This window comes from Psychrobacillus sp. FSL K6-2843 (assembly GCF_038626375.1).
GTDB lineage: Bacteria > Bacillota > Bacilli > Bacillales_A > Planococcaceae > Psychrobacillus > Psychrobacillus faecigallinarum.
On the sequence record NZ_CP152021.1, the window covers coordinates 2083992 to 2110905 of the forward strand.

The 26914-nt window shown below is 35.3% G+C and carries 24 protein-coding genes; 5 read left to right on the forward strand and 19 right to left on the reverse strand.

Annotation, left to right across the window (positions count from 1 at the left end):
• The first annotated feature begins 116 nt into the window (after nt 1–116).
• The gene (locus tag MKY94_RS10475; protein ID WP_144536403.1) at nt 117–1787 is read left to right on the forward strand and encodes a ribonuclease J; all 1671 of its coding nucleotides are present in this window, start codon (nt 117–119) and stop codon (nt 1785–1787) included.
• A 144-nt stretch (nt 1788–1931) separates the two neighbouring features.
• Here MKY94_RS10475 and MKY94_RS10480 read toward each other — a convergent pair whose 3' ends face one another.
• The 8 genes from MKY94_RS10480 to MKY94_RS10515 all read right to left on the reverse strand — a co-directional run bounded on the left by MKY94_RS10480 (nt 1932) and on the right by MKY94_RS10515 (nt 11612).
• Nucleotides 1932–2747 carry a ZIP family metal transporter gene (locus MKY94_RS10480; RefSeq protein WP_144537184.1) on the reverse strand — a complete coding sequence of 272 codons (816 nt, stop codon included), beginning with the start codon at nt 2745–2747 and terminating at the stop codon, nt 1932–1934.
• A gap of 103 nt (nt 2748–2850) precedes the next feature.
• The gene (locus tag MKY94_RS10485) at nt 2851–3393 is read right to left on the reverse strand and encodes a GNAT family protein (protein WP_151109820.1); all 543 of its coding nucleotides are present in this window, start codon (nt 3391–3393) and stop codon (nt 2851–2853) included.
• 143 nt (nt 3394–3536) lie between these two features.
• The gene (locus MKY94_RS10490) at nt 3537–4580 is read right to left on the reverse strand and encodes a LacI family DNA-binding transcriptional regulator (protein WP_144536399.1); all 1044 of its coding nucleotides are present in this window, start codon (nt 4578–4580) and stop codon (nt 3537–3539) included.
• A 135-nt stretch (nt 4581–4715) separates the two neighbouring features.
• On the reverse strand, nt 4716–6380 hold the full coding sequence (locus tag MKY94_RS10495) for an alpha-glucosidase (protein WP_151109818.1): 1665 nt from the start codon (nt 6378–6380) through the stop codon (nt 4716–4718).
• 114 nt (nt 6381–6494) lie between these two features.
• A complete protein-coding gene (locus tag MKY94_RS10500) occupies nt 6495–8033 on the reverse strand; it encodes an alpha-amylase family glycosyl hydrolase (RefSeq protein WP_225216012.1) in 1539 nt (512 codons plus the stop codon).
• 29 nt (nt 8034–8062) lie between these two features.
• Nucleotides 8063–8905: a sugar ABC transporter permease gene (locus MKY94_RS10505; protein ID WP_144536394.1), complete on the reverse strand. Its 843-nt coding sequence runs from the start codon at nt 8903–8905 to the stop codon at nt 8063–8065.
• A gap of 1 nt (nt 8906) precedes the next feature.
• Nucleotides 8907–10187 (reverse strand): sugar ABC transporter permease, encoded by a 1281-nt coding sequence (locus MKY94_RS10510; RefSeq protein WP_342578678.1) that lies wholly within the window; start codon nt 10185–10187, stop codon nt 8907–8909.
• Nucleotides 10188–10319: 132 nt separating this feature from the next.
• Nucleotides 10320–11612, reverse strand: coding sequence for an extracellular solute-binding protein (locus tag MKY94_RS10515; protein WP_342577044.1), 1293 nt, complete (start codon nt 11610–11612; stop codon nt 10320–10322).
• A 322-nt stretch (nt 11613–11934) separates the two neighbouring features.
• Between MKY94_RS10515 and MKY94_RS10520 the strand changes: the two genes are divergently transcribed.
• From MKY94_RS10520 to MKY94_RS10530, 3 genes are all read left to right on the forward strand, one after another.
• Nucleotides 11935–13692, forward strand: coding sequence for a glycoside hydrolase family 13 protein (locus tag MKY94_RS10520; protein ID WP_342577045.1), 1758 nt, complete (start codon nt 11935–11937; stop codon nt 13690–13692).
• Between the two features lie 359 nt (nt 13693–14051).
• Complete coding sequence (locus tag MKY94_RS10525) at nt 14052–14942, forward strand: hypothetical protein (protein ID WP_342577046.1); 891 nt, start codon at nt 14052–14054, stop codon at nt 14940–14942.
• A 32-nt stretch (nt 14943–14974) separates the two neighbouring features.
• Nucleotides 14975–15175, forward strand: coding sequence for a hypothetical protein (locus MKY94_RS10530; protein ID WP_151109810.1), 201 nt, complete (start codon nt 14975–14977; stop codon nt 15173–15175).
• A gap of 11 nt (nt 15176–15186) precedes the next feature.
• Here MKY94_RS10530 and MKY94_RS10535 read toward each other — a convergent pair whose 3' ends face one another.
• From MKY94_RS10535 to MKY94_RS10575, 9 genes are all read right to left on the reverse strand, one after another.
• Nucleotides 15187–15375, reverse strand: coding sequence for a hypothetical protein (locus tag MKY94_RS10535; protein WP_144536379.1), 189 nt, complete (start codon nt 15373–15375; stop codon nt 15187–15189).
• A 414-nt stretch (nt 15376–15789) separates the two neighbouring features.
• Complete coding sequence (locus tag MKY94_RS10540) at nt 15790–16656, reverse strand: GNAT family N-acetyltransferase (RefSeq protein WP_342577048.1); 867 nt, start codon at nt 16654–16656, stop codon at nt 15790–15792.
• Nucleotides 16657–17015: 359 nt separating this feature from the next.
• Nucleotides 17016–17972: a tyrosine recombinase XerC gene (locus MKY94_RS10545; protein WP_151109806.1), complete on the reverse strand. Its 957-nt coding sequence runs from the start codon at nt 17970–17972 to the stop codon at nt 17016–17018.
• Nucleotides 17973–18186: 214 nt separating this feature from the next.
• Complete coding sequence (locus tag MKY94_RS10550) at nt 18187–18768, reverse strand: hypothetical protein (protein ID WP_191697122.1); 582 nt, start codon at nt 18766–18768, stop codon at nt 18187–18189.
• A gap of 111 nt (nt 18769–18879) precedes the next feature.
• Nucleotides 18880–20007: an endospore germination permease gene (locus MKY94_RS10555; RefSeq protein ID WP_342578679.1), complete on the reverse strand. Its 1128-nt coding sequence runs from the start codon at nt 20005–20007 to the stop codon at nt 18880–18882.
• 15 nt (nt 20008–20022) lie between these two features.
• Nucleotides 20023–20253 carry a hypothetical protein gene (locus MKY94_RS10560; protein WP_151109800.1) on the reverse strand — a complete coding sequence of 77 codons (231 nt, stop codon included), beginning with the start codon at nt 20251–20253 and terminating at the stop codon, nt 20023–20025.
• A 5-nt stretch (nt 20254–20258) separates the two neighbouring features.
• Entirely contained in the window at nt 20259–21446 is a 1188-nt protein-coding gene (locus MKY94_RS10565; RefSeq protein WP_342577049.1) for a Ger(x)C family spore germination protein, read from the reverse strand.
• 5 nt (nt 21447–21451) lie between these two features.
• Nucleotides 21452–23056: a spore germination protein gene (locus MKY94_RS10570; protein ID WP_342577050.1), complete on the reverse strand. Its 1605-nt coding sequence runs from the start codon at nt 23054–23056 to the stop codon at nt 21452–21454.
• A gap of 217 nt (nt 23057–23273) precedes the next feature.
• Nucleotides 23274–24179 (reverse strand): aminoglycoside phosphotransferase family protein, encoded by a 906-nt coding sequence (locus MKY94_RS10575; RefSeq protein ID WP_342577052.1) that lies wholly within the window; start codon nt 24177–24179, stop codon nt 23274–23276.
• A 183-nt stretch (nt 24180–24362) separates the two neighbouring features.
• Between MKY94_RS10575 and MKY94_RS10580 the strand changes: the two genes are divergently transcribed.
• Nucleotides 24363–24854 carry a GNAT family N-acetyltransferase gene (locus MKY94_RS10580; RefSeq protein ID WP_342577053.1) on the forward strand — a complete coding sequence of 164 codons (492 nt, stop codon included), beginning with the start codon at nt 24363–24365 and terminating at the stop codon, nt 24852–24854.
• 55 nt (nt 24855–24909) lie between these two features.
• On the opposite strand, the gene MKY94_RS10585 is transcribed toward MKY94_RS10580, so the two are convergent.
• Nucleotides 24910–25707 (reverse strand): DUF4097 family beta strand repeat-containing protein, encoded by a 798-nt coding sequence (locus tag MKY94_RS10585; RefSeq protein WP_342577054.1) that lies wholly within the window; start codon nt 25705–25707, stop codon nt 24910–24912.
• A 487-nt stretch (nt 25708–26194) separates the two neighbouring features.
• Nucleotides 26195–26806: a lysophospholipid acyltransferase family protein gene (locus tag MKY94_RS10590; protein WP_342577055.1), complete on the reverse strand. Its 612-nt coding sequence runs from the start codon at nt 26804–26806 to the stop codon at nt 26195–26197.
• Nucleotides 26807–26914: the final 108 nt, after the last annotated feature.

The following is a 26914-nucleotide window of genomic DNA, read 5'->3' on the forward strand; positions in this document are numbered from 1 at the left end:
ATTTAACCTAATATTTACTAGTTAAGCAATATAAAAATTTCTTTCATGATTTTCCCTCATAAATAAGCTTTTAAAGTTCATACTTTAAATAGTTTATTTATGAGGGAGGTATTTTTTTGAATACAAAAAATTCTACCGTTTCCGTGTTTGCGCTTGGCGGTATAAATGAAATTGGAAAAAACATGTATGTTATTGAATCACACGATGATATTGTAATAATCGACTGTGGAGGGAAGTTTCCCGATGAAAGTCTTCCAGGCGTAGATTTAATCATTCCTGACATCACCTATCTGAAAGAAAACGAGGATAGAATACGTGGTTTGATTGTCACACACGGCCATGAGGATCATATTGGTGGAATACCTTACTTTTTAAAACAGTTGAATGTACCCGTTTATGCCACAAATCTGACGCTCGGCTTGATTGAAATTAAGTTAAAGGAACATGGAATTCTTCGAGATAGTAAGCTTTTTATGATAGACGAGGATAATGTCTTAAGGCTGGGTACTATTCGGACAACTTTTTTTCGGACGAGCCATAGCATACCAGATTGCCTTGGTATAGCCTTTCAAACGCCACTAGGCACAATTGTGCATACAGGAGACTTTAAATTTGATTGGACTCCCGTGGATAAGCAAGCTGCAGATATACATCGTATGGCAGCAATTGGTCAGGACGGAGTACTATTGCTACTTTCAGAAAGTACGAATGCAGAGCGACCTGGCTCTTCCCCGTCGGAAAGGCTAATAGAAGAACATTTGGATGAAACCTTTAGAAAGGCAACTCGCAAAATTTTCATTACTACTTTCGCTTCAAACGTACACAGGGTACAGCAAATAGTTGACACTTGCATTAGAAACAACAGAAAGATTCTTTTACTTGGAAGAAGCATGGTAAATGTAGTTAGGGTAGCGACTCAGCGAGGATATTTAAAAATACCAGAAGGAATGTTGCTAGAGGAAAGCGAGGTTCCTTCAATGTCACCAGAAGAAGTGGCGATTCTTTGTACAGGTGGACAAGGTGAGCCAATGGCAGCTCTTTCTCGACTAGCCAGCTCTCGGTTCCGTAAATTAGAAGTTCTCCCAGAAGATACAGTAATCTTTTCTTCTAGCCCTATCCCTGGAAATGAAACGAATGTTACGAGGGTTGTAGACAATCTATTGCGCCTAGGAGCGAATGTAATATATGGTTCAGGAAGCGCAACAGGGATGCATGTATCTGGCCATGCTTACCAAGAAGAGCTGAAGCTCATGCTGACCTTGATGAAGCCAAAGTATTTTATCCCTATACATGGTGAATATCGCATGCTGCATATTCACAGAGAGCTCGCTCAGTCCATCGGTGTTAAGCGTTCCAATATATTTTTACTGAACAATGGGGATGTTGTCGATATTATTAACGAAAATGAGGTCATACAAACTCGCTCGATAGAGGCCGGTGATGTTTTTGTGGACGGCTCCGGTATAGGAGATGTAGGAGAAATAATTCTTCGTGACCGCAGGGTTCTTGCTGGAGATGGAATGATTGTTATAGTCGTAAGCCTACAAAAAGGGCTGAAGAAAATATGGAATGGTCCAGATACTCTTACAAGAGGCTTTGTATATGGACCAGATTCAGAAGAGCTTATTAACTCTATCAATCAAAATGTACGCACTACTGTAGAAAAATGGGATAACAATAAAAACCAACGTACCCTCAAAAAGAATATTAAAAACTCCGTAGAAAACTTGATTTACAAACGAACAAAGAAAAAACCGATGATTTTGCCTATTATTATTGAAATTTAAACTAATCAACGCATCCTAGTAAAAAGGATGCGTTGATTTTTTATCGGATAGAATTTTTTATGACCGGATAGGCAAGATTTATAACCGTTCAGAGATCTTTTATGACCGGATAAAAAAAATTATGACCGTTCACCCTATTTGGCATCATCCAAAAGCTACATCTAGAATCATCATAATTGTAAATCCAATCATCAAGCAAACAGTTGCCAAATCTCCGTTTCCGTATTCCTGTGAACCAGGAATTACCTCCTCCACTACAACAAAAATCATAGCACCAGCTGCGAATGCAAGAGCAAAAGGTAAGATTGGAGACATAAAGGACACTGCTAAGACACCGATAATTGCAGCAATTGGTTCTACCATTCCAGAGAATTGTCCATAAAAGAAGCTCTTTCTACGAGACATCCCCTCTCTTCTTAGAGGCATTGCAACCGCTGCACCCTCAGGAAGGTTCTGAATACCAATTCCGATTGCTAGAGCTACAGCTGCAGTTAAAGACGCTGAATCGAGACCAGCTGCAACTGCTCCAAAAGCGACACCGACAGCTAGGCCTTCCGGAATATTATGTAAAGTGATTGCAAAGACAAGCAGTGTACTTCTTCTTTTCCCCTTCGGATTAATCCCTTCGGTTTGATTGGTGTGAGAGGAAGGGTGCATATGGGGGATGATTTTATCTGCGATCCAAAGGAAAAATCCACCCAAGAGGAATCCAGCAGCTGCTGGAAACCAAACTGGAAAAGGGCCTTCTTTTGACATCTCTATAGCAGGGGAAAGAAGCGACCAAAAGCTTGCTGCAATCATTATTCCTCCAGCAGAGCCAAGCATACCATCCATTAATTTTTGGTTTACTGTCTTTGTTGTAAACACTAGGGAGGCGCCTAGCGCTGTCATTCCCCAAGTAAACAAAGTTGCTAATAATGCCTGCATAACTGGGCTAAGCGTGGATATGTACGCAATCATCATTTCCTGTCCCTTCTTTGTCTTCTTTTATTATCACTATATGATTTTGTAGAGAATTTAATAATAAAGAAATTAAACGGTACCAACCTGGTTATTTAAATCATTATTTCTTCCAATCGGCTGCTAGCATGCCGTAGACCTCATGATCGACATAATGGTCGTATAGCCACTCTGATTGACGAATAGTTCCCTCATGGGTAAACCCAAGTCTTTCAGGAATTGCTCTGCTTTTCTTATTCTCAACCGCAGCTCGGATTTCTACACGATTTAATCCTAAATCGATTAATGCATAATCTACAAATGCCTTTACTGATTTAGTCATTAGACCATAGCCAACAAAGGCATCGCCCAACCAATATCCAATGCTCGTAGATTTGTTGTTCCAGTCAATTTTATGAAAACCAATTATACCAGCAAGATTGTCTTCATACCAAATCCCTGCTTGGATTCCATTATTTTCACTAAACTGTTTCATAGTAGATTTGATGAAATTCTCCGTGTCAGAAACAGTTTTTGTAAAATCAATAAAAGGTAACCATTCCTTTAATGTATCCTTGGACATGATAGTCAATTCGAACACTTGTTCCGAGTCCCGTAAATCTAGCATTTTTAGTTTAGTTTTTTCGTCAATATTAAATGTAAACATAGTATATCTCCCTCCTTATAGAGCATTATAAATTAACTTTACAATAATGGAAATATTTTATTTGTTTACATAATAATATTATCAAACATAAAAATGGTTATCCAAATTATTCGGATAACCATTTTACTTTTTAAAATGGACTACTATCTTTCGAAAACGTTTTTTTGTGACACTGCACATGAGTTACGAACTACTAGTTGATGCGGAATGATAATACGCTTTACTGGTTCATTTTCATTCTCCAACACCTGAATCAGGCTTCTGGCTGCCTGATATCCTAATTCAACTATGTTGATATTAATGGATGTTAGAGGTGGACGAGACATTTCCGCAAACAAAGCATTATTGAAGCTTATAATGGAAACCTGACTCGGAATGTCAATTGCCATTTCTGTAAGAGAGTTTACAACTCCTAGCGCTATCAAGTCATCTGTAACGATTAACGCTGTAGGAGAAATGGTACCCGAGAAAAGTTTACTTACTGCTTTCTGGCCACCCTCTCTTAGAAATTGTTCAGAATGTATAATATAATCTTCTTGCAAAGATATATCATTTTCTTGCAGAGCTGCCTTATAGCCATGGAGTCTGTCCAAAGTTACTGTGAGGTTAGGACTGCCCCCGATAAAGCCGATATTCTCATGTCCAAGACCGATAAGGTACTCTGTTGCCTCTTTCGCTGCTAGGAAGTTATCATTATCTACATGAGTGATTTTTGCCACATGCTCATAAGGCTTCCCAATCATTACAAATGGAAAGTTTCTAGATCTCAAATAGTTTAAGATATCGTCATTTATTCGAGAGTAAAGGAGTATAATTCCATCCACTCTACCCCCCTGAACCATCTGCACTACACCATTGAATAGTTCTTCCTCAGTCGTTCCAGTAGTCATCTGAAGTGCATAATGCTTTTCATGCACTCCTTCACTTAATCCGTGCATAACCTCAGCAAAGAATGGGTTTTGAAAGAATGCACCAGTCGATGGAGGCAATACTAGACCGATTACCTTTGTCGATTGGCTAGCAAGACTACGTGCAATAAAATTAGGATGATATCCTAGCTGCTCCATTGCTTCTCTAACACACTTCTTTGTCTTCTCACTAATCCGGGGATTATTGGCAATTACCCGAGAGACGGTTGAGGGAGCGACATTTGCTAATTTTGCTACATCTTTAATCGTAATTGCCACAGGATATCACCACTCTTTTTCTGTTTTCATAATGTTTCTGTAAAATATAATTATATAGATAAGTGTTATTATTAACTAGCCCAATTAAGTCATATGACCAATTGTTAGTGACTGTATCTATTCATCAGAGCTTTCTTACTTTGACAAATATATTCTCGTTTCGTATGGCTTTAATATCACTTTCTCTGTTAGTGAATCAGGTGTTTTTTTATAATTGCTTAACATAAGATGGTAATCCTTTTGCTCCAACTCGTGTAGATTAACTTCTACCGTTTTGTTACGGAAGTTGCATAGGACAACTGCTGTCTTTTCATTCAGACAACGTTTATAGATATATACATCTGGGTCATTTTCTAATAATAGATCATAAGAGCCATATACAAAAACTTCATTTTCCTTGCGAAGTTTAATCATATTTTTAAAGAAGTGATAGATGGAATTCTCATCCTTAAGTTGGGCCTGAACATTAATACTAGAAAAGTTCGGGTTAACCTTCATCCAAGGAGTCCCACTTGTAAATCCAGCATTCTCAGTATTATCCCATTGCATAGGAGTTCGTGAGTTGTCCCTTCCGTTTGTCCAAATGGTTTCCATTACTTCCAAATGAGGACGACCTTTTGCAATTTCGATCTCATAAAAATTTTGCATACCGATATCGTCATAATCTTCTATAGAAGGGAACTGAACATTCGTCATACCAATTTCTTGGCCCTGATAGATAAAAGGTGTACCCTGCATTAAGAAATAACAAGCACCCAGCATTTTTGCACTTTCATTCCAATATTCCTGGTCATTTCCCCAGCTAGAAACACTTCTTGTTTGGTCATGGTTTTCTAGAAAGAGTGCATTCCAACCTCTTTCGTGAAGTCCCTTTTGCCATTTTGTTAGTGTTTTTTTAAGTCCGAGCACATCAACAGTCTTATTTTTATCCTTATTCCAAAGTCCAAGGTGTTCAAACTGAAAAATCATATCAAACTTCCCGTTTGTCTCACCAACCCATTCGTCTGCCTCGTCTATACCAACGCCATTAGCTTCTCCGACCGTCATAATATCATATTTTGCGAACGTTTCTTCTTTTAATTCGCTTAGGAATGTCTGTATACCTGGTTGGTTAGTATGCATGTCAAATGAGGAAACGTACTGATTGCCTTCTGGATTTGGCATATCAGGAAAACCCTCACGTTTTTTAATATGACTGATAGCGTCTACACGAAAACCATCGATTCCTTTGTCCAACCACCAATTGACCATCTTATGTAATGCTATTCTTACTTCTTTGTTTTCCCAATTTAAGTCTGGTTGTTTAATGGCAAAAAGGTGCATATAATACTGCGCTGTCGCTGTATCGTATTCCCAAGCACTACCAGAAAAAATACTCTCCCAATTGTTTGGCGGCTCAGTACCTTTACCGTCTCTCCATATATACCAATCTCTTTTTGGGTTATCTATAGAAGAACGTGATTCAACAAACCAAGGATGCTCGTCACTTGTATGATTAATAACAAGATCTAGAATAAGTTTCATGTCACGGGCATGAGTTTCTGCCAATAACTCATCAAAATCCTTCATGTCTCCATACTGCTCTGAAATACCTTGGTAATCACTTATATCGTAACCATTATCGGCATTTGGAGATTTGTAAAATGGAGATACCCATATTACGTCTATACCTAAATCCTTCAAGTAATCTAGTTTTGAGATTACTCCACGCAGATCACCTATTCCGTCCCCGTTACTATCCATAAAGCTTCTAGGGTATACCTGATAGCTGACTGCTTCTTTCCACCAATTTCTCTTCATGTAATGAAAAACTCCTCTCGCTTGAACTTTTTTAAGTATATGTAGCCACAACCAATCGGCTATCCGAGTGATAGCATCATGCTATCCGCGGTATACAGAGAGGGTTAGCATAAACTAAAATACTGATCGTTTTTTAACTTCTCTAATTCCCAATGTGAGAATTAATATAAATGAACCTAATACGGCTGAAGATAAGACTATAAACAACCAGTTAGTGTCGGCTTTCTCCGTTAGCTCGTATATTTCTGATTGACCGCTTTCTATATTAATCGTGTACTGGTTGCCGTTGGATTTAATTACAGAGTCCGACAGCAAGCTCATTAATCTTTTTCCATTTTCCAGCTTTCCCTCTAGAACGACCCTTTGTTGCTCTGAAGTGTTATTAATAGCCACCACAATTGTTTCTTCTTCATACACTCTAGAATATATAGCTATTCCTTCATCCTCGTGAAGGACCTCCATTTTTCCTCTTGTAAGGGAAAGATGTTCTGTCCTTAACGACCCAAGTTTGGAAATATAGTCAACTAAATTGTTTTCACTATCAAATTGCATCATTCTTCGATTGTCAGGGTCATTTCCGCCATCCATCGCTATTTCAGTCCCATAATAAATTATCGGTATACCAGGAGCGGTGTACAAATAAGTAAGACTCTTCTTGAGTTGAGATTTAGGCTCTTCTTTTTGGTTAAGTACCAAATTACTAAATCTAGTCATGTCATGGTTATCAATAAATTGGCCGAGAAAATTGGAACGATTAAATAATTTTTCGTTTCTTTCGACGTTTGAAAATAACCAGCCAAGTGATTGGTTAGATTTCTCAAAAGCTGTACGAAGGCTATCATTTTGAGAAAAATCAAAAAAGCCATCAATCCCTGTTTCTTCATATTCAGCAATTACATTTGGATTATCATGCCATACCTCACCTATAAGATAAAAGTTCTCCTTTTCAGCTTTAATAGCACTGGAGAAATCGAACCAATATTCCTTAGGTACATGCTTAACTGTATCTAAACGATAACCGTCTATATCGGTTTCCTTGATCCACCACTTTGCAGCTTCTATCAAGTAGGCAGCTACTTCTGGATTACTTTGATTTAAATCAGGGAGGTCATACAACCATCCGTTCTCAACTTCAGCTTGGTCATTCCAATTAGAAATTGGCTGATTTGGATGAAACCACTCTTCCTTAGAGGGATCATTTAGCCATTCATGATTCGGTCCAACATGATTCACAACAAAATCTAAGATAATCTTTAAGTCTCTTTCATGAGCTTCTTGTACTAACGCTTTAAATTCTTCCATTGTACCGAAGTACTCGTTAGTTTTATAATAATCTTTTGTCCAATATCCATGGTACCCTTTTGGAGTGTTCTCGAAGATGGGTGTCAGCCAAATAGCTGTAAAACCCATTTCTTTTATATAATCTAGCTTATCCATTATTCCTTTAAAATCCCCACCATGATAGGCATAAGGATCATCTAGGTTAGCGTCCTTATCATTTGAAGTGTCACCATTATTAAATCTGTCCACCATAATCATATAGACAGCCTCATCCTGCATTGTAGTATCTACATTAGCAGAAGCATGATAGGGATTGAAGCTAACTAAAAGCACTAGCAATATTAGTAATTGTAAACACCTTTTTATAGTCATACACCCCCGCCAATTTCCATGAACTATTGTCAGCCTTTTGTTCCACCAGCAGTTAATCCAGAGATAAAATACTTTTGGAAAGTTAAGAACAAAATTGTTATAGGAATTGCGATTAAAACGGAACCAGCTGCAAATGTCGTAAACTCATTACCAAATTGCTTAGATACTAATTCATACAGTCCTACGCCCATCGTAAATTTTTCCTCGGAGCGTAGCATTACACGAGCAAGTATAAAGTCTCCGAACGGTGCTATAAAGGAGAACAAAGCAACTACGGCAATAATTGGCTTAGCTAATGGCATAATGATTTGCCAGAATATACGAAGGTGACTTGCGCCGTCCATCCTTGCAGATTCATCAAGCTCTTTAGGGATAGTATCTAAATATCCCTTCATAAGCCATGTATTCATAGGGATTTGCCCACCTGTATAAATTAGGATTAATCCTAAATGAGTATCTAAAAGTTCTGTTCTTTGTGCAAGAACAAAAATTGCTATAAGAGCTGCAAAGTTAGGGATCATTTGAAGTACTAAGAACGTTAATAGTCCATTCTTACGGCCGACAAATCGGTATCTAGAGAAGGCGTATGCAGTTAGAGATACACTAATTACAGCTAAAGCCATTGTGATCAAGCTAATTTTCATTGAGTTGATATACCAAAGTACATAGTTAGAGTTTTCCATATCGAACAGGTCTAAGTAATGTTTAAAAGTCGGATTTTCAGGAAACATGGTAGATCCCGAAAGACTTTGACCCGGATTGAGTGATGAACCAATAACCCAAAGAAGTGGATAAATAACAACTACAGCAGCTACCAGGAGAATAAAGTATGAAAGTGTCAGTCTGATGATTTTTTCAGTCTTCATATTCATATCACATCATATCCTCCTCTTTAAATGAATTTGTGCGTTTAAACTGCCATAGGGCAACGGCTACAACAACTAAGGATAATAGCATCGTTATGGCTGCAGCTTTACCATACTGAGCGGAAGTCATCGTTAACTTGTAAATCCATGAGATTAAAATGTCTGTACCTCCAGCATTTTGCCCAGTCAATGCTGGCCCACCGCCGTTGAATAAGAAAATTACGTTGAAATTATTAAAGTTAAATGTATATTGCGTGATTAAAATCGGAGCAGTCGCATAAAGTACCATCGGTAATGTGATGCTTCGAAACTTTTGCCAAATAGAAGCACCATCCACGTTAGCTGCCTCATATAGTTCATCAGGAATAGACTGTAGAACACCAGTTGTCATAGCAAATATAAAAGGAAATCCAAGCCACGATTGTATACCTATTAAGGCGATACGGGTCCACATTTCAGAAGTCATCCATGGGACAGGATCTATTCCAAAAAAGCTTAGTATGCCATCATTTATTACTCCGAATGATTCATTGAACATTCCAGAGAATATCAAAATCGAGATAAATGCTGGTACTGCCCAAGGAAGTATTAAAATCGTACGGAAAACAGCTTTTCCTTTTAAATCCTTTTGGTTAATCACAACTGCGAGGAATATACCGATTGCTACCTGGATTGTTGTTGCTCCAAAAGTCCATACAATCGTCCATCCAAGAACACTAAAGAAAGTAGAGCGCCATAACTCTAGTTTGAAAATATCAATATAGTTTTGTATTCCTACCCAATCGACTAATTTAGCCGGTGGCGTGTGGTATAAATCATAGTTAGTAAAAGAAAGTAATATTACGAAAAAGATAGGGAAAATTACAACAAAGATTAACAGTAAAAAACCAGGGGAAATCATAAGATAAGGAAAACCATTGTCTATTAAATTATGATATTGCTCTCTTACACTGTTTAACTCGAAGCCTTTATCTCTTTTTTTTCCGTTGTTATACGCATCGTAAATGTTAAATGCATAAATACCTAAACCGATTGCTGCTACTAGCAAAGCTATGACTCCATCTACTAATAAGAATACGGAGTGGTCTAGACCTGGTATTTCTCCAAGTGTGAACAATCCCCAAAAGCCCCAATTAAGAGTTTGATAAAAACTACTAAAAAATGCGGCTGTTAAAACTAAGAAAATGATTCCTTTAACATATTGTTTATTGTAAAACTGACCAATGCCTGGAATAATCGATAATAACCCAGCTGTTTTTCTATGTTTGTTGGTGGCATTACTGTCCATTGCTAATGCGGCCTCCTTCTTTCCTTTGAAAGGAGTATTTTCTCTCAAAATTGTATTCACAATCCTTTAAATATAAGCAAAGCCATGCCCCCGTGTAGGAAACATGCCTTTGCGATTAAAAATCATTTAAAATCATTTAGGGTGATTTGTTTCTATATTTGTTTTGATGTTTTTAACTGCATCATCCATTGCGGCCTTAGGCTCAGCTTTTCCAGTTGCAATAGTTTGCAATGCAGAAGCAGCCGGACTCCATACTTCAGCCATTTCTGGAATGTTTGGCATTGGAACTGCATATTGAGATTGAAGTGCTACAGCTTTAGCTCCTTCGTTATCTGCAATGATTGGATCTTCTACTAGTGTTTTAACTGGTGGAATTTCTTGTGTAGTTTCAAAACGAATTTTTGCATTTTCTTCGTTTGTTAACCACTCGACTAATTTAGTAGACCAGTATTTATGTTCTGTAAAAGCAGTTACATGCCATCCTTTAACTCCCATGAACGTTTTCATTGGTTCACCATTCGTAAGCTTTGGCATTGCTGAAATACCGATATCTATTCCAGCATCCTTCATGCTTTGGAAAGACCATGGACCATTCATAACTGAAGCAATTTTTCCTTCGTTGAATAGACCGTCTCTAGTAGAACCACCACTTTCCCCAATAATTCCTTTAGGGAATAATCCTTCTGAATACCATTTTTGAATGTAAGAAGCTCCTTCAATTGCTCCCTCGTTATTTAAACCGATATCGTCTCTGTCAAGAGCGCCATCATTTTCCTTGAAAACGTATCCGCCCATACCAGCAATTACCCCATGTGCAAAATAGAAATCATCCCAAGTTGCGATAAATCCAAATTGTTTGCCATCTGTAAAACCTTTTGAAAACTCATATACCTCATCCATAGTTTCCGGTGCTTCAGACATTAATGCCTTGTTATAGATGAATACTGGTGTCTCAGTCGCTTTAGGAAGCCCATAAAGCTTGCCATCGTATTTTTGTGCATTTACAGAAGAATCACTGAAGATTGATAGAACTTCATCACTTACTTCAATTTCTTGTATAAGACCTTCTGTTACTACCTGGCCGATTTGGTCATGAGGTAAAGTAACTACATCTGCACCAGTTCCAGATGGACCGTCCATACGAAGCTGATCACGCATTTTATCAGCCATACCTAATTCTTTGAATTCTACTTTAATACCATATTCTTTTTCAAAAGACTCTATTGCAGGTTTTAAGGCTACAGATTTATCTGTATCTTCCCATACAATTAGCTTTTCTGGTTTAGCAGGTTCATCCGAGCTACTAGCATTTTCATTATTGTTTGAAGTAGACGTGCCCGTGTTAGTTTCTCTATCTGGTCCACATGCTGCTAAAATAGCCATCAGTAGAACCAAAATAGATAAGAATGATAGTGACTTTTTCATTTCTTTACCCCTCCCAATTTGTGTCTCTCTTTTTTACCAAAGTTGTACAACCGTTTGCACAATAAATTTAATGAAAACGCTAACATAAAATTTATCTATGAAAATAATTTTCTATTTATTCCTGTTATTGCATGGTATGTAAGTTAAATAGAAAAATATTATTTCAACTAAATTTTATGAAAGCGATTGCACAACTTATGGTTTTATTATACATTTAAAGTAAGTTTACACAAACACTTTTTTAAATTTTTTAAAAAAATATTTTATTTGTGTAAAAATATAGTCAAATTAGTAGAAGTGATAATTGGAAAAGGGGAGTTATATGGAAAGAGCTGCTGTATTTCATAGACCGGTAGACAACTTAGCGTATCTATTAGAAGAAAAAACAATGCATATACGCTTAAAGACGAAAGCAAATGATCTTAACGAAGCATTACTAATCCATGGAGATCCATACATTTGGGAAAATGGAGAATGGAAATATAACGTGGCTAGAATGTATTTGGTAGGATCTGATGAAGTGCATGATTACTGGGAGATTAAGGTTTTCTCTGAGACGAATAGAATCCGTTATGGCTTTAAGTTAATTTCAAATGATGAGCAAATTGTTTATACAGAAAAAGGGTTCTACTCGGAAGCTCCTAATGATTCCGACTACTATTTTTGTTTTCCATATTTGCACAGTAATGATATTTTTGAGGCCCCTTCCTGGGTAAAAGACACTGTTTGGTATCAAATTTTCCCAGAGCGCTTTGCAAACGGTGATCCCTCTATTAATCCTCCAATCGCTAAGGCATGGGGTTCCGAGCCCCCTGCAATAAATAATTTTTTTGGTGGGGACTTTGCCGGGGTCATTCAACATTTGGATTATTTAAATGACTTAGGTATAAATGGAATATATTTTACACCTGTATTTCAAGCTAGTTCCAACCATAAGTATGACACAATCAACTACTTAGAAATCGATCCTCAATTTGGTGATAAAGAATCCTTAAAGCTTCTTGTGAAAGAATGTCATAAGCGTGGCATAAAGGTGATGCTAGATGCTGTTTTCAATCATAGTGGGTACTACTTCCCCCCTTTTCAAGATGTATTAAAAAATGGAGAAAGTTCTCATTATAAGGATTGGTTCCATATTCATGACTTCCCTGTCCGAGGTGGAGAGAGACCAAATTATGAGGCGTTTGGTTTTGTAGAGTCTATGCCAAAGTTAAATACAGCTAATCCTGAAGTAAAGAAATACTTATTAGATGTAGGAGCTTACTGGATTGAGGAGTATGACATAGACGGCTGGAGATTAGATGTTGCAAATGAAGTGGATCATCATTTCTGGCGAGAGTTTAGAACTGTAGTAAAAAATATTAAGCCAGATATATATATATTAGGGGAGATTTGGCATGATTCGATGCCTTGGCTTCGAGGAGATGAGTTTGATGCGGTCATGAACTATCCCTTTAAAACCAATTTGTTTAATCTTTTAGTAAATGGAAGTATTAGTTCTCGACAGTTTGTAGAAAATATTACTCAAGTTTATTACAACTATCCTAAAAATGTTTTTGACTATACTTTTAACCTTGTTGGAAGTCATGATACGGCAAGAGTATTAACAGAATGTGATAACAATATTAACAAAACAAAACAAATCTTCACTGTTCTTTTAACCTTTATGGGGACACCTTGTATCTATTATGGAGATGAAATCGGATTAACTGGTGGTCAAGACCCTGGTTGTAGAGAATGTATGGAATGGGATGAATCAAAGCATAATCTGGAGATGAAAACCCATATTAAAACCCTTATTAAATTAAGAAAACAAGAGAAGCTGCTTGCGAACGAAGGCTCTGTAAGATTTATCCGTCCTTCTTCTGAAAATGGTATTTTTGGTTATGAGAAATTCAATGATGATTATTCTCTACTTGTATTATTTAATCCATCACAAACGGAGCAGGCCCTGGATTTAGACCAAACAAGCAAATATGATCTATTATATAGCGATACTAAAAGTTTCCATAGCACCGCAATAAGCTTAAATGGTTATGGTTTCGCAATTATAAAGAAAAATGCAAGCGTTGTGGTATGAGCATAACTTCAATTAATCAAATAAAAAATGTTTAGTATGTACAATAAACTCTAACTAATAGAAAAATATAGAGAGGATGGTGTGACATAAGGTCTCACCATCTTTTTTAACGTTATTTTATGTCTATGGTCTGTCCCTTGTTCTCGCATGTCTGGATAATAGCACATTAAATGCATTTTTAGCTACTAGGTCACCCCCCCTTAAATTTTTCCGTTCTATTATTCTATCGCTACTATCAATTTTTGGAGCAACCTTTCATATGATAAAGAGGAATCAGGTAATATTTTGGGCTCTGTCACATACAATCAATTGATAAAACAAATATACAACTCGTTTTATATGACGGAGGCGTAGCCCATATGAATTCCCGTTTTCAAGAAAAACGTACTCTCTTTCAATGGATAAACATGATGATTCCCTATATTTATACGATAGGAATTCTGTTAATTTTGGTGTGGATGGCCACCTCCTCCCTGATCATTGGCATTTCGACATGGCAGGAGAACCCTAAAGCATTTTTTCTTCAGGAAATCGAGGTAGATAATTCTAATACAGTACAAACTGTTCAAGAAACTGCTTTTTCACTTATTATAAAACCCTTTGTTGAATCAAATTTTAACCAAGTCATTTTTAGAGGACTCTTTTTACTATTTATATGGTTTTTATTATTTTTAATAATCCCAGTTGCTTTTAAGAGATTGAAAAGGTTTAAGTTTTTGAATTTAGAATTTGAAGTAGATAATATTGAGCAAGCCGCTATTGAAACAGTGGAAATCAGTGGTACAAAAGCAAAGCTCATGGCTTATTTTACAGGTGACGACGCCTCTGGAAGAACTCTGGAGTTCTTATTCAGGTCGGCAATCGATTTTAAAGAGGTTTTAGAATATTTTTTAGAGGAGACACAAATCGGTTACAAAAATCAACCAATCAACGGTGCGTTTTCTTTTGCTGTGTATACAGGAGACACCCCTGAAAAGTTTGTGGACTTAATAGATGAATCAAAGGAAACTGGAGAGGCAGTAGTATTTAATAGGACAGATGACTTAAATGTATGGAAGAAAAATTATTTAGTTTACTATTTTGCATATGACAATTTAGAATTTACGACAGTGATTGAAAGCTTTACTTACTCGTTTGATATTATTGATAAATATCTTTTTGAGCTTCTTCATAAAACAATTGCCAAAAATATTGAAAATATTGAATACATGGTGGCATTGACTAACTCAGAATCAATTGAAAACCAATAAAATATAATTTATACATTAAAGGAGTGTTGAGTATGCTAAGTGAAAAGGTACCTATTTGCACCGAGGATGTTAAAAATCGGGCAGCAAGAAAACTGGGTAGATTCAATACGACAAAAAAAAGTTCGAAACCTTTAAAGACTGCTGCAATAACCGGAGATTTAGTTAAACCAATCCATGTAAACAAGTCCGAGCCGCTAGTAAAGAGAATGACTTATTTTCAAAACAACAGTTAGTACCCACTTGTTCAAAGTGGGTACTTTCTATTTTTTTCTTTAAAATGTTTGGAGTGCTTTTCAGCTATCTCCTGCATAATTGGCGAAGGCCCAACCAAATCTGCTGGTCGTTTTACGGGTAAGTGGTTTAACTTTATTTCATTTACTCCTTTGAACTTCTCTCCCCTTAGAAGTCGCTCATAAATATCCCTTATTTTCATTGCTTCCCCTCGTTTTCTACATATTCCTTTTGTAGTATATTCAGTTATGCTAATTAGACGTATGTACTTGCTTGCATAATATGGAAGATAATAATTAGTTTACATAATATTATTATAGTAATTTAGTGGAAGTGGAACATGAAATGGAACATGCATAAAAAGCAGGAGCTATTAGTATAAACCATACTCATGCACCATCTAGGGTGGTTAGTCTTGATATTTTAAGCTCCAGACGTACATAGAAGTTCTATTAGAATAAACGCATATAAATATCACTTTTCTCTCATTTTAAGCAGATGTATGCGATTCGAATTACGAAAATCTCCATTTCTCAAATTCAATTCATGAGAAATGGAGACCGTTTTTAATTATATAAGCAATCGCTTTTCTTTCGTATATTTATCGGCAATGGTATTACATCAGCTTCTCCATATATACTTGGACAATTTTCTTTTCAAATCCAATCTCCATAAGAACTTCTGCTAGAGGATTATTTGATGGAAAGTTAAATGTTGATAGTTCAATCGAATTCTCCATACTTGCTGCTAAGTAAGATATAAACTTCCTCGTAAATTCTGTACTATTTATTTTTTCAGGTTGATAATTCAAATCGTAGATGTTGACCTTTTCAACCTTGCCTTCTGCATTTATCACTTTTTTGTAAAGACCATAGCCTACACTGCCTCCCAGCTGATCTTTAACAACAAAGGCATCCCCGTGTTTGAGGCTCTGCCACTGGCACTGCCATGGAATATTTGATGTATAGAAATCAATTTTAGCAAGCTGTTCAGGTAAAACTGCTTCCATTGTCCACTTGTTATTTTGCAAGGTAAATTCATCGCTATTAATCTTTTTACTTATGAATAATAAATAATCCTTCACTTCATATCCTAACTTTTTATATAAAGCGATCGCTCTTTCATTTTTTTCAAGTGCCTCAAGAGTTGCTGTTGAAACATTATTTTTCCGATAGATTTCAAAAAGTGCTTCCATCATTTTAAGTGCAGCTCCTTTGCCTCTATAGGAAGGAGCAACACCTGTTCCACCATTCCAGGCTAATTTTTTGCCGCCATCTTCCCTTATGCCAGTTAAAATAATGCCAACTGGTTTGCCTTCCATAAAACCGACGATAGAAAAATCAGTCGAAAGCTCCTCACCTACTATTTTCTTGATTAATGAGTGAGTATCCATCGTAGCAGGCAATAAATAACCTTCAAATCCTTTATTCCATGCTTCAGTGATCTCATCTAAAGTGCATTTAGCTAATGTCTTTATTTCCATTACATATTCCCCTTTATGTTTGTACTAATGCCCTTATATTCCATATTTAGCATCATTACTTGGAATAGCTTGTATTAAGTCCCAAGTCTATTTCTAAAGTATCATCACCAAAATATATTAAGAATTCTATTTGACAATGTAAGAGCATTATCCTCCTTAAATTTAATAATTTTTCGATGACGTTGAAATAAGATCGTCACATCTAGTAAGTAAGTTGTAAAATCAAGTCCTTATTTCGTTCTGCATACTTTTACATGATTAAAAAGGAATATTTGAATGTATAAACTCCCTGCTGTTAAGTTAATACAATGTTATGGATTTAAAAAAATAGGTTTACATAATAATATTATGTAAACCTATTAATTAGTTTGATTGAATGGATTACTCTCCAAAACATGTTGAATCTCTTTATCTTCAACATGTGTATAGATTTGAGTGGTAGAGACACTTGTATGACCTAAAATTTGCTGCAGGCTTCTAATATCAGCTCCGTGTTTATACATAATGGTTGCAGCTGAATGGCGCAGCTTATGTGGAGTGATATTATCGTTTTTTAGTCCAGAATCCATATTGATCTGTTTAATAATTTTAGCCACAGTTTGTCTAGTTAGGCGTGTCCCTTTTTGGGATAGAAATAAAGCAGTATTACTATTCGCCCCATGTATAGATGATCTTTCCTTTTCAAAATAATTGCGAATAGAGCTGAGACAGGCATTATTTAAATATACCGTGCGCTCCTTGTCTCCTTTACCTACAATTCGAAGTGTTCGATCATGAATCGAATTAATGTTTAAGCCACATAGCTCCGATACTCGGAGTCCTAAATTTAAAAAGAGTATTACCATGCAATAGTTACGGTAATAGTGGTTGCTATGCTTGATAGCTGCTATAAACTGCTCTGCCTCTCCTTGGTTCATGTAAATGGGAGATTTTTTTCCTATCTTGGGGCTTTCCAGCTCATCAGCTGGATTATCCTCCAATAATTTTCTTTTCCCTTTTAAATATTTGAAAAAAGATTTTAGTGTAGCTACCTTTCTTGCTCTTGTAGCAGCACTATTGTTTCTTTGTATCTCACAAAATTCTATAAACATGTATAAATCTTCTAATGTAATTTTACGTATTCGATCAATGGTAACATCTTTTATGTTTATCTCGTCTATTTTCCTAGCTGGTATATCATCATCCAATGATTTAATAAATCGAAGAAACAAACTTATATCATATTCATACTCTTTTCTCGTACGGGGAGATTTCCCTTTAATTGTTGTTAAATATACTAAAAAGTCCTTAAGTAATCTTGGGATTTCTCGTTGCAATTCGCTCACCTCATAACACCCATTTTATCACAAAAAAGGTTCCCAAATATGAATTTGGGAACCTTTTTAAAATTTCTTTAAATATTTTACTTTATTTAGGATTTTTGTCGTTTTTTATGAATGCTTGAGATTGGCTCTGAGAGTACTTTAGAAAATCATTTCCGTATAATTACCTTGAAGGGAGCTCTCAATCTAATCTAGTATAATTCTCTTTTTAGCTTTGAATGTACTCCTTAATGGAATCAAAATCCTTTTTCATGTAACTAGAGGTTTGCGAAGTTTCCACATACCAATTTTTTATTTGTTCCTTTTCTTTTTCTGATATCTCTTTGCCTTCTGTTTCTTTTTGTACTACAGCATTTACAAGTGCTACTCGATTTCTGTAATATAATATTTGTTGCATGAACCGATCTTGAATTTCTGGATTAAATAACTCGCCCATTTTTATGATTCCATTATTTATATGCTCCTCGGCGTAAATAGTAGAGGCAACTACTGCGAGCTCATCCTTAAAGGTTTTGCTATTTAAGATTTCATTTTTGTATTCATCAGACATTTCGCTGCAAACATTAGCTATGTCTAACAACAAAGCCTGATTTGTTTCATCTAATTTTTTATTGTTGTCAAATACATCTGTAATGTCATGTATTTTCTTTAAATGTTGTGTAATAATATCTATTTTCTCCACGTTAAAAGCTCCATTATCAAGCAGCCCTTTTGTTCTTTCATGAACGTATAACCTTTGAAGATAGCCATAAAGTAATACCAATCCGTTATATTGGATTGCAGCGTTCATATTCTTCCCCCCTTTTCCTATCATTATTAATTGGTTTCCCTGAGTAGAACGTAGTAAACAATAAATTTTTAAAAATTGGAATAAAAAAAGACCCAGCAATGAATTAACTCATCACGGATCTGTTTCAAGTGTTTTATTTTGTGCCTTTAATGATTTTCTGCGGATAGAATACACAAGCATCATTAAGATTGGGATGAATAAAAAGCCAAAAATACTCATAGAAACGACAGTACTCCCAACAAAATTTCGTTGCACTACTACATTTGGAAATATGATTATGGAAAGAGCGGTAACAATTATTCCAATGGGATAACAAAGTAATTTATAATTTTTCAATCTGAAAAGATGGACAATCCCAAATATTGCAGCAAAAAAATATAAACATAACTTCAAGAATATACTAATAATCCAAATACCAGCCATCAAGGCTTCAATACGGCTTACTGCATCTCCAATCGTAATTTGTTTTGCAAGGTAATAGCTTGGATAAGTCAATCTGGAGGTTAAAGGTGCACTTAGTACAGCAATGCACAAGATAGTAACAATAAATACTAATACTCCCCCTACAAAGTTACCGAAAAGATAAGCTTTTTTCGCCTTCTTCACGCCTTCTGAAACGTAAGGGTAAACCATAAGTAAAACGAGTGAATTGGTAGTGGATATTACAATGTAAAATAAAGAGGAATCTGCTAAAGTGCCAATATTTTTCTGAAACACTGGCAATAAATTATGTGTATCTACTATTGATAAAGTAGACAGCACTAGAAAGGAAAAGAAGATGAGAAATATAAATAATAATATTTCTGCGGAAAGTGCAAGTGTATTCAATCCTAATCTAAGAGCTACTACCACCAAGAATGCGAGTAAGGCATTAATAATAACCGGAGGTGTTTTAGGTAGCATCTGTGTGGTGAGAAATGAACCCGCATCTGCCAGTAATATTGCAGCGAAAATGATTACCAAAATAATAAAGAAAATAGAAAAAATGGACCCGAGAAAACCTCCAAATATTTTCTTATTAATAGCAATATAATTTAAACCTGGAAACCAGCCAGCTAATAAGGTATACATATAGACAATTACTATACTCCCCAGTATTCCCATAATACTAGCTATCCAGGCATCTTGCTCGGAATGCTGTGCCAGATGTGACGGAACGAATATGATGCTAGAACCAATTGTAAAAAAAAGAACGAGCACAAAAAATTGAAATGAATTTATGTTATAGGAAGTTATAATGTTTCGCTCCTTTCTTTACAATTTTTCGTCCATAAGTAAATTGCTAATAGGCTTAAATAATTTGGACAAAAAATCTGCTAATGGAATTGGAATACTGAATGCTATAAAAAAGCAAAGACCCAATCCTAAAAAAAATAAAATCCAATATAAAAATTTCTCTTTTTTCCCTGATTTATTTTTCAATAAAGGTAAATCCAATTTGATGATTAATACCCCAATAGATATGATAATTAAGCTATTTACCATTCAATTTAATCCTTTACATTACCCAAAAGAGAGTTATTGGTTATTCCTGTATTTTTTATTGTTGCTTCCACTTCAATATTTACTTCCAGCTCTGCGAATAATTCCTCTGTCCACTGTTCTTTTATTTTGTTCCAACCCTTTGGATCATTTTCATATATAGTCCTTCCAAAACCAAATATATCTGAATGATGTTCGCCCTGTAATTTTTTTATTGTTTTTAGCATAGAGGCTTTCAGTTGTTTTTCGTAGTTTGTTTCTAATTCCTTAATGATGTTTTCATCTTGGATATCAATGTCACAAGCAATTGCATTTATATTTCCTGATAATTTTATATTCATATCAATTTTTGGCTGACCACCGATAACATTGCCTTTCAATTTGGATTTAGCCTTGTTTATTCTTAGTTCAATATTTCCTTCTTTAGGACAGGAAACAGTATCTACTGTTGATTTTAGATGATTCGTTATAATGTTAAAGTTGACTGTATCCTCTTGCTCTAACCATCCAACTAATTTATCCTTTTTAAATACACTAAGTCCTGACATGTTAAGCTGAGCCTCTGGATTTATCCCTTCTAAATTTTGTTTACTAGCACCTTTTTTTGTATCTCCTTTTAATTCTACTTTTGCTAATACTGGTTGTTTTCCAACCTTCTCTAATTCTTGTGCAATTTCGATTAAGGAAATCCTTACGCTTTTACCACTGTTTTGAGCAGTTTGCTGGATGCTGTAAAACATATGAATAGGAGCAATTTCAAGAGGGGTCTGTACCTTTAATATCTCCTCTGCATTAGTATCCTTTGCTACAGCAATAAAAAAATCAGACCGAACCTCCCAATTTCTAGTGAATGAATCAACTGTCTCTACAATTCCTTTTTCTCGAGCTAATGTTTCACCAAAGACTAATATTTGAAGGTGACCAGGATATATTGCTCGAGGTGAAGCTTCGGTGACTTTATTAATTGCTCCGAGTACACTTTTATCTTTTGCTTTCAGCATTGTAATTTGCGAGTTCCCAGTCCCCCCATTTTGAGAAAGTTCTGATGGTACAATGACTTGAGCTGTTATCACGTATTCATCATCTATTAAATCGATACCAATAGCCAATGCTATTGCTATTTCATTTAACTCTGATTTATCCCAACACCCGGAAAGTAACAATAAACAAATCATTAAGGCCATTTTTTTTGTCATAATTTTTATGTTTTCCCCTTACTCTTTTTCTCTTTAGTGCTAGGAGCATGTTGTCTCACCAAATTCTTAGAAAAGTAGGAAGAACGATGAGTCATTTTCTGAAGAGGTGAACGCAATACTGTGTCTTTCTGTCCAACTAAATGAAATGGCGCAAATGGATACATATATGGGATTCCGAAAGATTTAAGATGACATAAATGAAGTATCAACAAAATTAGTCCTAGTACAATACCAAATAATCCAAACATACCAGCCAATAATATAAAACCAAAACGTAGTAATCTTCCTGAGATTGCAATGTTATAGGTCGGTGCTACAAAGCTAGCAATTGCAGTGAGCGAGACTACAATTACCATTACCGCAGATATTAACCCAGCTTCTACTGCTGCTGTTCCTATTACAAAAGCTCCGACAATTGACATCGCAGATCCTATAACTCGAGGCATCCGGAGACCTGCCTCTCTTAAAAGTTCAAAAGCTATTTCCATCACGACTACCTCAGTAAGCGTAGAAAAAGGTGTATTTTCTTTTTGAGAAGCTATACTTACTAATAATTCAGTAGGTAACATTTCTCTATGAAAGTTTACTAAGGCTATGAACATGGCGGGAAATAACAAGGATATACTAAAGGCGAAAAATCTCAATAATCGAACAAAAGTAGCCATCCAATGCCTTTGATAAAAGTCCTCTGGGGAATGAAAAAATTGAACAAATAATGTAGGTACTATAAGAGCATAAGGAGAACCATCTACAAAAATTGCTACCCTACCTTCTAACAAGCAAGCAGCTACAGAATCAGGTCGCTCCGTATTATAGATTGTTGGAAAAGGGGTGTTGGGTTCATCCTGTATTAATTCTTCGACATAAGCACTCTCTAATATTCCATCAATATTAATTTCATTCAAACGTGCATGAACCTCTTTAATAACAGACTCTTCTGCAACTCCGTTAATATACATAATGGCAATATTGGTTTTGGTCCTTGTACCCAGCTCAACTTGTTCCATCCATAGATTTGTATCCTTTATAATTCTTCTGATTAAGGCAGTATTAACCCTTAAATTTTCTGTAAAAGCTTCTTTAGGACCTCTTATGACAGTTTGTGAAGTCGGCTCTGCAACTGCACGTTGCTGCCAATTTTTGTTTCCGATTATAAAACCTAATTCTGCACCGTCAATCAATAAGATAGTGTTTCCTGATAGTAAAGAGGTGAACAACATATTAAAATCTTTCACTTCTTTTAATTCTCCAACAGTTAATGCATAATTCTTTAACGTATTCATAATTTCAGATTCATTCATTATAGTTTCGCCAATTGGAATATCATTCAAATCAATCATTAATGATTCCATTACAAATTCTTGTATAGCATTAGCATCACTAAGTCCATCTGTATATATAATTGCAGCTTTTAAAATTCCGTTTGTTCCAATTTTTATTTCTCGAATGATAATATCATTACTATTACCAAGGGAGCTTGTAATAGTCTTGAGATTTTCATCAAGTTGTTGCTTGAGGGATTGTTGTTTATCGAATTGTTTTGAATCAAATCGATCACCAGTGCTCGATGATGATAATACGACTTTCTTCTTTCGTTTTAAAAAAAACATTTCTTCCCTCTTTTCGTGAGTATCCTACGAAAAAGTGTTTCCATTTTATGCATTATTTATTCAAAATCAAACTGCAATATACAGTTAAAATAGGTAAGTCTAAATAGTCCTAAATACAAAAAGATGGAGAAAATGATTCATTTTATCCATCTTTTTAAGTTGTGCTCGAACCTTTTAGGCATTGTTGTCCACTTTTAAGTTTTCAACTACTATTATACTAACACTCCTCTATGAGGAGTTCTTTAAAACATTGGGCACAATAATATACCTTTCTCCAATAGGAATCATTATCTTCAATTGCCCAACACATGCTTAAGGTTGCCATTACGAAACTAGCTTCAACTAATTTTTGTTTCTCTAAATGTAAAAGATTTGATAAACGGTTAATTCGATTATTGAGTACCTGTTTTACATCTTTGTTTTTTGGCAGATGATTAACCATAAAAGAGGCGAAGTCTAAGTAAAGATGACCTACCACTCCTTTTGGATCAATTACGGTCCATCCTTTTTCCTCTGAGTAAAGGATGTTTTCATGGTGTAAATCACCATGTAAAAGAAATTCATTGGATGGATTCATAAAGTCCAGAGAATGAAGCTTTGCTTCAAGTACAAACTTCTTTGGAGGATATTCGACAAAGTCATAATCACTTTCTACATATCGGTCAAAGGCGGAGAACCATTTACTAATATTGTGCGTAGTAAGTGATAGATTTACCTTCCTAGGGAGTTTTGACCATACAGTGGCGTATTGTTCAATTGCTTCTTCTTCTGATAAATCAAACAGCATGTTGCCTGGAATAATTTTCTCCAGTAGCATAATTCCATCTTTCTTTTCATATCGCAAAAGTTTTACGCTTCCATTTCCATCATATGAAGCAAGGGTGTTGATTTCATTTGAAAAATCTATATTGGGGACACCGATTTTTAAAATTGCTGGACAGCCGTTTATTTGCTTAACATTTAATACATAGTTGTAGGATAAGTTATCTACCGGCCTTAATATTGTTAGTTCCCACTTTTTTTCGTACACTTCTATGATTTGATGTAAATGACTAAGCCATTGTATACCTTCTTCTCCAAAAGCCCCCTTTATCTTTTGCACAAACGATTGTGGATACTCCATTACCCTGCCTCCATTCTCTAGCTCTTAATTTACCATTTCTAAAATATATTAGTTTCTCTTATAAGTATAAAATAATTAATAATATCTTTGGTGCTTCTTCATTAATTTGTGAGAATTGTTATTTATATTTAAAAAATACTTTAGTAAAATAGAATGAAATAACTACTGAAAGTTGGAGATAAAATGAGTATTGCAATAGAAACTGCAACCATAGCTGATTTTGATGAGGTTAACTCCATAGTAAAAGAGAGTCAAGATGAACACCACCGAGCTTTACCCCATATTTTTAGCAGAGTCGACAAAGTAATGCCACACGATTACTTTCAATCGTTGTTAATCGAACCAGCAAGCGAAGTATTAGTAGTTAGAAAAAATAATCAAATCCTAGGTTTCGCTGTATTGGAGGTAATGGAGGCCCCACCTTTCAAATCTCTTACTCCAAGAAAATATGCATACATAAACGATTTTGGAGTAAAAAGCAGTCATAAAAGAATGGGTATAGGAAAAGTACTATTTGAAGGGTGTATGTACTGGGCAAATAGTAAAGGAGCAACAGCCTTGGAACTTAATGTGTGGAACTTCAATGAAAGTGCTATTGCCTTTTATGAAAAGTTAGGGATGGAAACGATCAGCAGGAAAATGACGATAAGCTTAGAAAGAGAAACCGAAAATTAATATAATGAGAAAATGGACTATAAATAGAAAATTCATAGTCCGCTCACTTATTATTCTACTTTCGAACAGAAATTCTACCTAAATCAGTATCAAGTTTGATGAGATATTCTCCCTTACCGTAAGTGATAGAAGAATCAGATGAACCGAAAAGATCGATTCCGCCTAAGTCGTTTTTTGCTTGAATAGTTGCATTCGTCGGTTCATTCTCTGTCTTTACTTCAATAGCTCCATTATCAGTGCTGAGGTTAATATGTTGATCAAGATTTTTCGTTTCTAGACTTATCGCACCGTTATCTGAATCAGCCACAATGATTCCAGCTATATTTTTCAAAGCAACTTTTCCGTTATCTGTTTCAGCATGAACATTTTTTCCAACGATGTCTTCTAGTAACACTGACCCGTTATTGGATTCAAAAATAAGTTGATCACCCTGAATATCGTTTGCTTTGATACTTCCATTTGAAGTTGAAAGATTAATATCATCATAAACCTTTTCTGGAAGATAAATCGTTAGTTTCGTGCTACCCGAATTAATACCAAATTGAAAAGTATTCCATCTCTTTTCTAACAACTCTACATAAAGAGTATCACCCTTAACTTTTGCTGAAAACTTATATTTTTTCTTCTGTTTTGTATTTCCTGTATATTCTACCTTAGTGTTTGAATCGGTTGTAGGTAAAACTGTAATGGAAGCATTGTCTGATACAACCTCCACATTTTCATACGTCTCTGCTATAGTTGACACTTTAGCTGCGTCTGCGTGAAATAGACCTTTTATATCAAAACCAATATTGATGATAGCTCCTACGAGTAAAATTGATACACATAAGATAATAATTTTTTTTAAGTTCATGTATTTCCCTCCTTAACTTCATTATAGTGTGTTTGAAAAACATATAAATGGTCTGAAGAACTGTTTAAGTGTAAGACCTAAGCCGTATATAGCATATGCTCTTCATACTATTGTTATAGCAAGGTTATATCGACTTCCACCTAGAAAAAGTAATATACATCAAGAGCAATTTGCTATTAATAACAAAATACTTATCCATATAGCGACTAACATCTGTACTCCATACAAATCCTTGAATCCAACGATCACCAATAAAATATCAGAAATAAGATACTAATTGCACCAAGTGCGCACGCAAATCAGCTAGAGGTGATAATGATGTGACGATCAAAAGAATGCAAAATAGCAGTGCGGAATAAAACGTACAAATGACCAACTTCTTTTACTATTCTCCATTTCATACACCCCTTCAAAAGTTAACATTTACCAAATTATAATAAAGATATGTTATGAAAAAAATAGACCTAAGTCTCTTGTAATGTAAGGCTTAGGTCTGATTATTATTTCTTAATTCTAATGTAGTTTGGAGTTCCTCTTCTAAAAATTTTGTTCTTTCGTTTAGCAATTCTGTGTAGCTAGCTAGTTCGTCTTTTTTTTGAACATGTATGAAAATTGGTTCACCAAAAATTATTACAGCTTTTTTCATTCTTTTTAATTCCTTCAATGTTCGCGGACCGTAATAATATGCTGGAACAATCGGGGCTTTCGAAAGATTTGCAATAGTTACTGCTCCTCTTTTTAAAGGTGCTCCCTCTGAATTTCGAGTTCCGCTTGGGAAAATGCCGACAACCTCTTTTCTTTTTAGTAGTTTAACGGGAATTTTTATAGTGCTTGGAGAAGGATTTTCTCTATCTACCGGAAATGCATTGATTTTGCGTAAAATAAATCCAATGATTGGATTATCAAAGAGCTCTTTTTTTGCCATGAAATGAACAGGTCTTGGAATAGCAATTCCTAATATTACAATCTCTAGCCAACCCCTATGAGTACAAGTAACAATGTATGCTTCTTGTTGTGGAAGCCTCTCTTTCTTTAATACTTCTACCTTGCCGAATAATCTTACAATTATTTTAGCGATATTTAATACAAATTTATACATATGATCCACCTTACTATCTACAATTAGCACCTAGTGCTAATTGTAGAGCAACTATTGGGAAATTACTAGGTTTTTTTAATTTTCGATTCTAATCTCTCGTTCATTCAT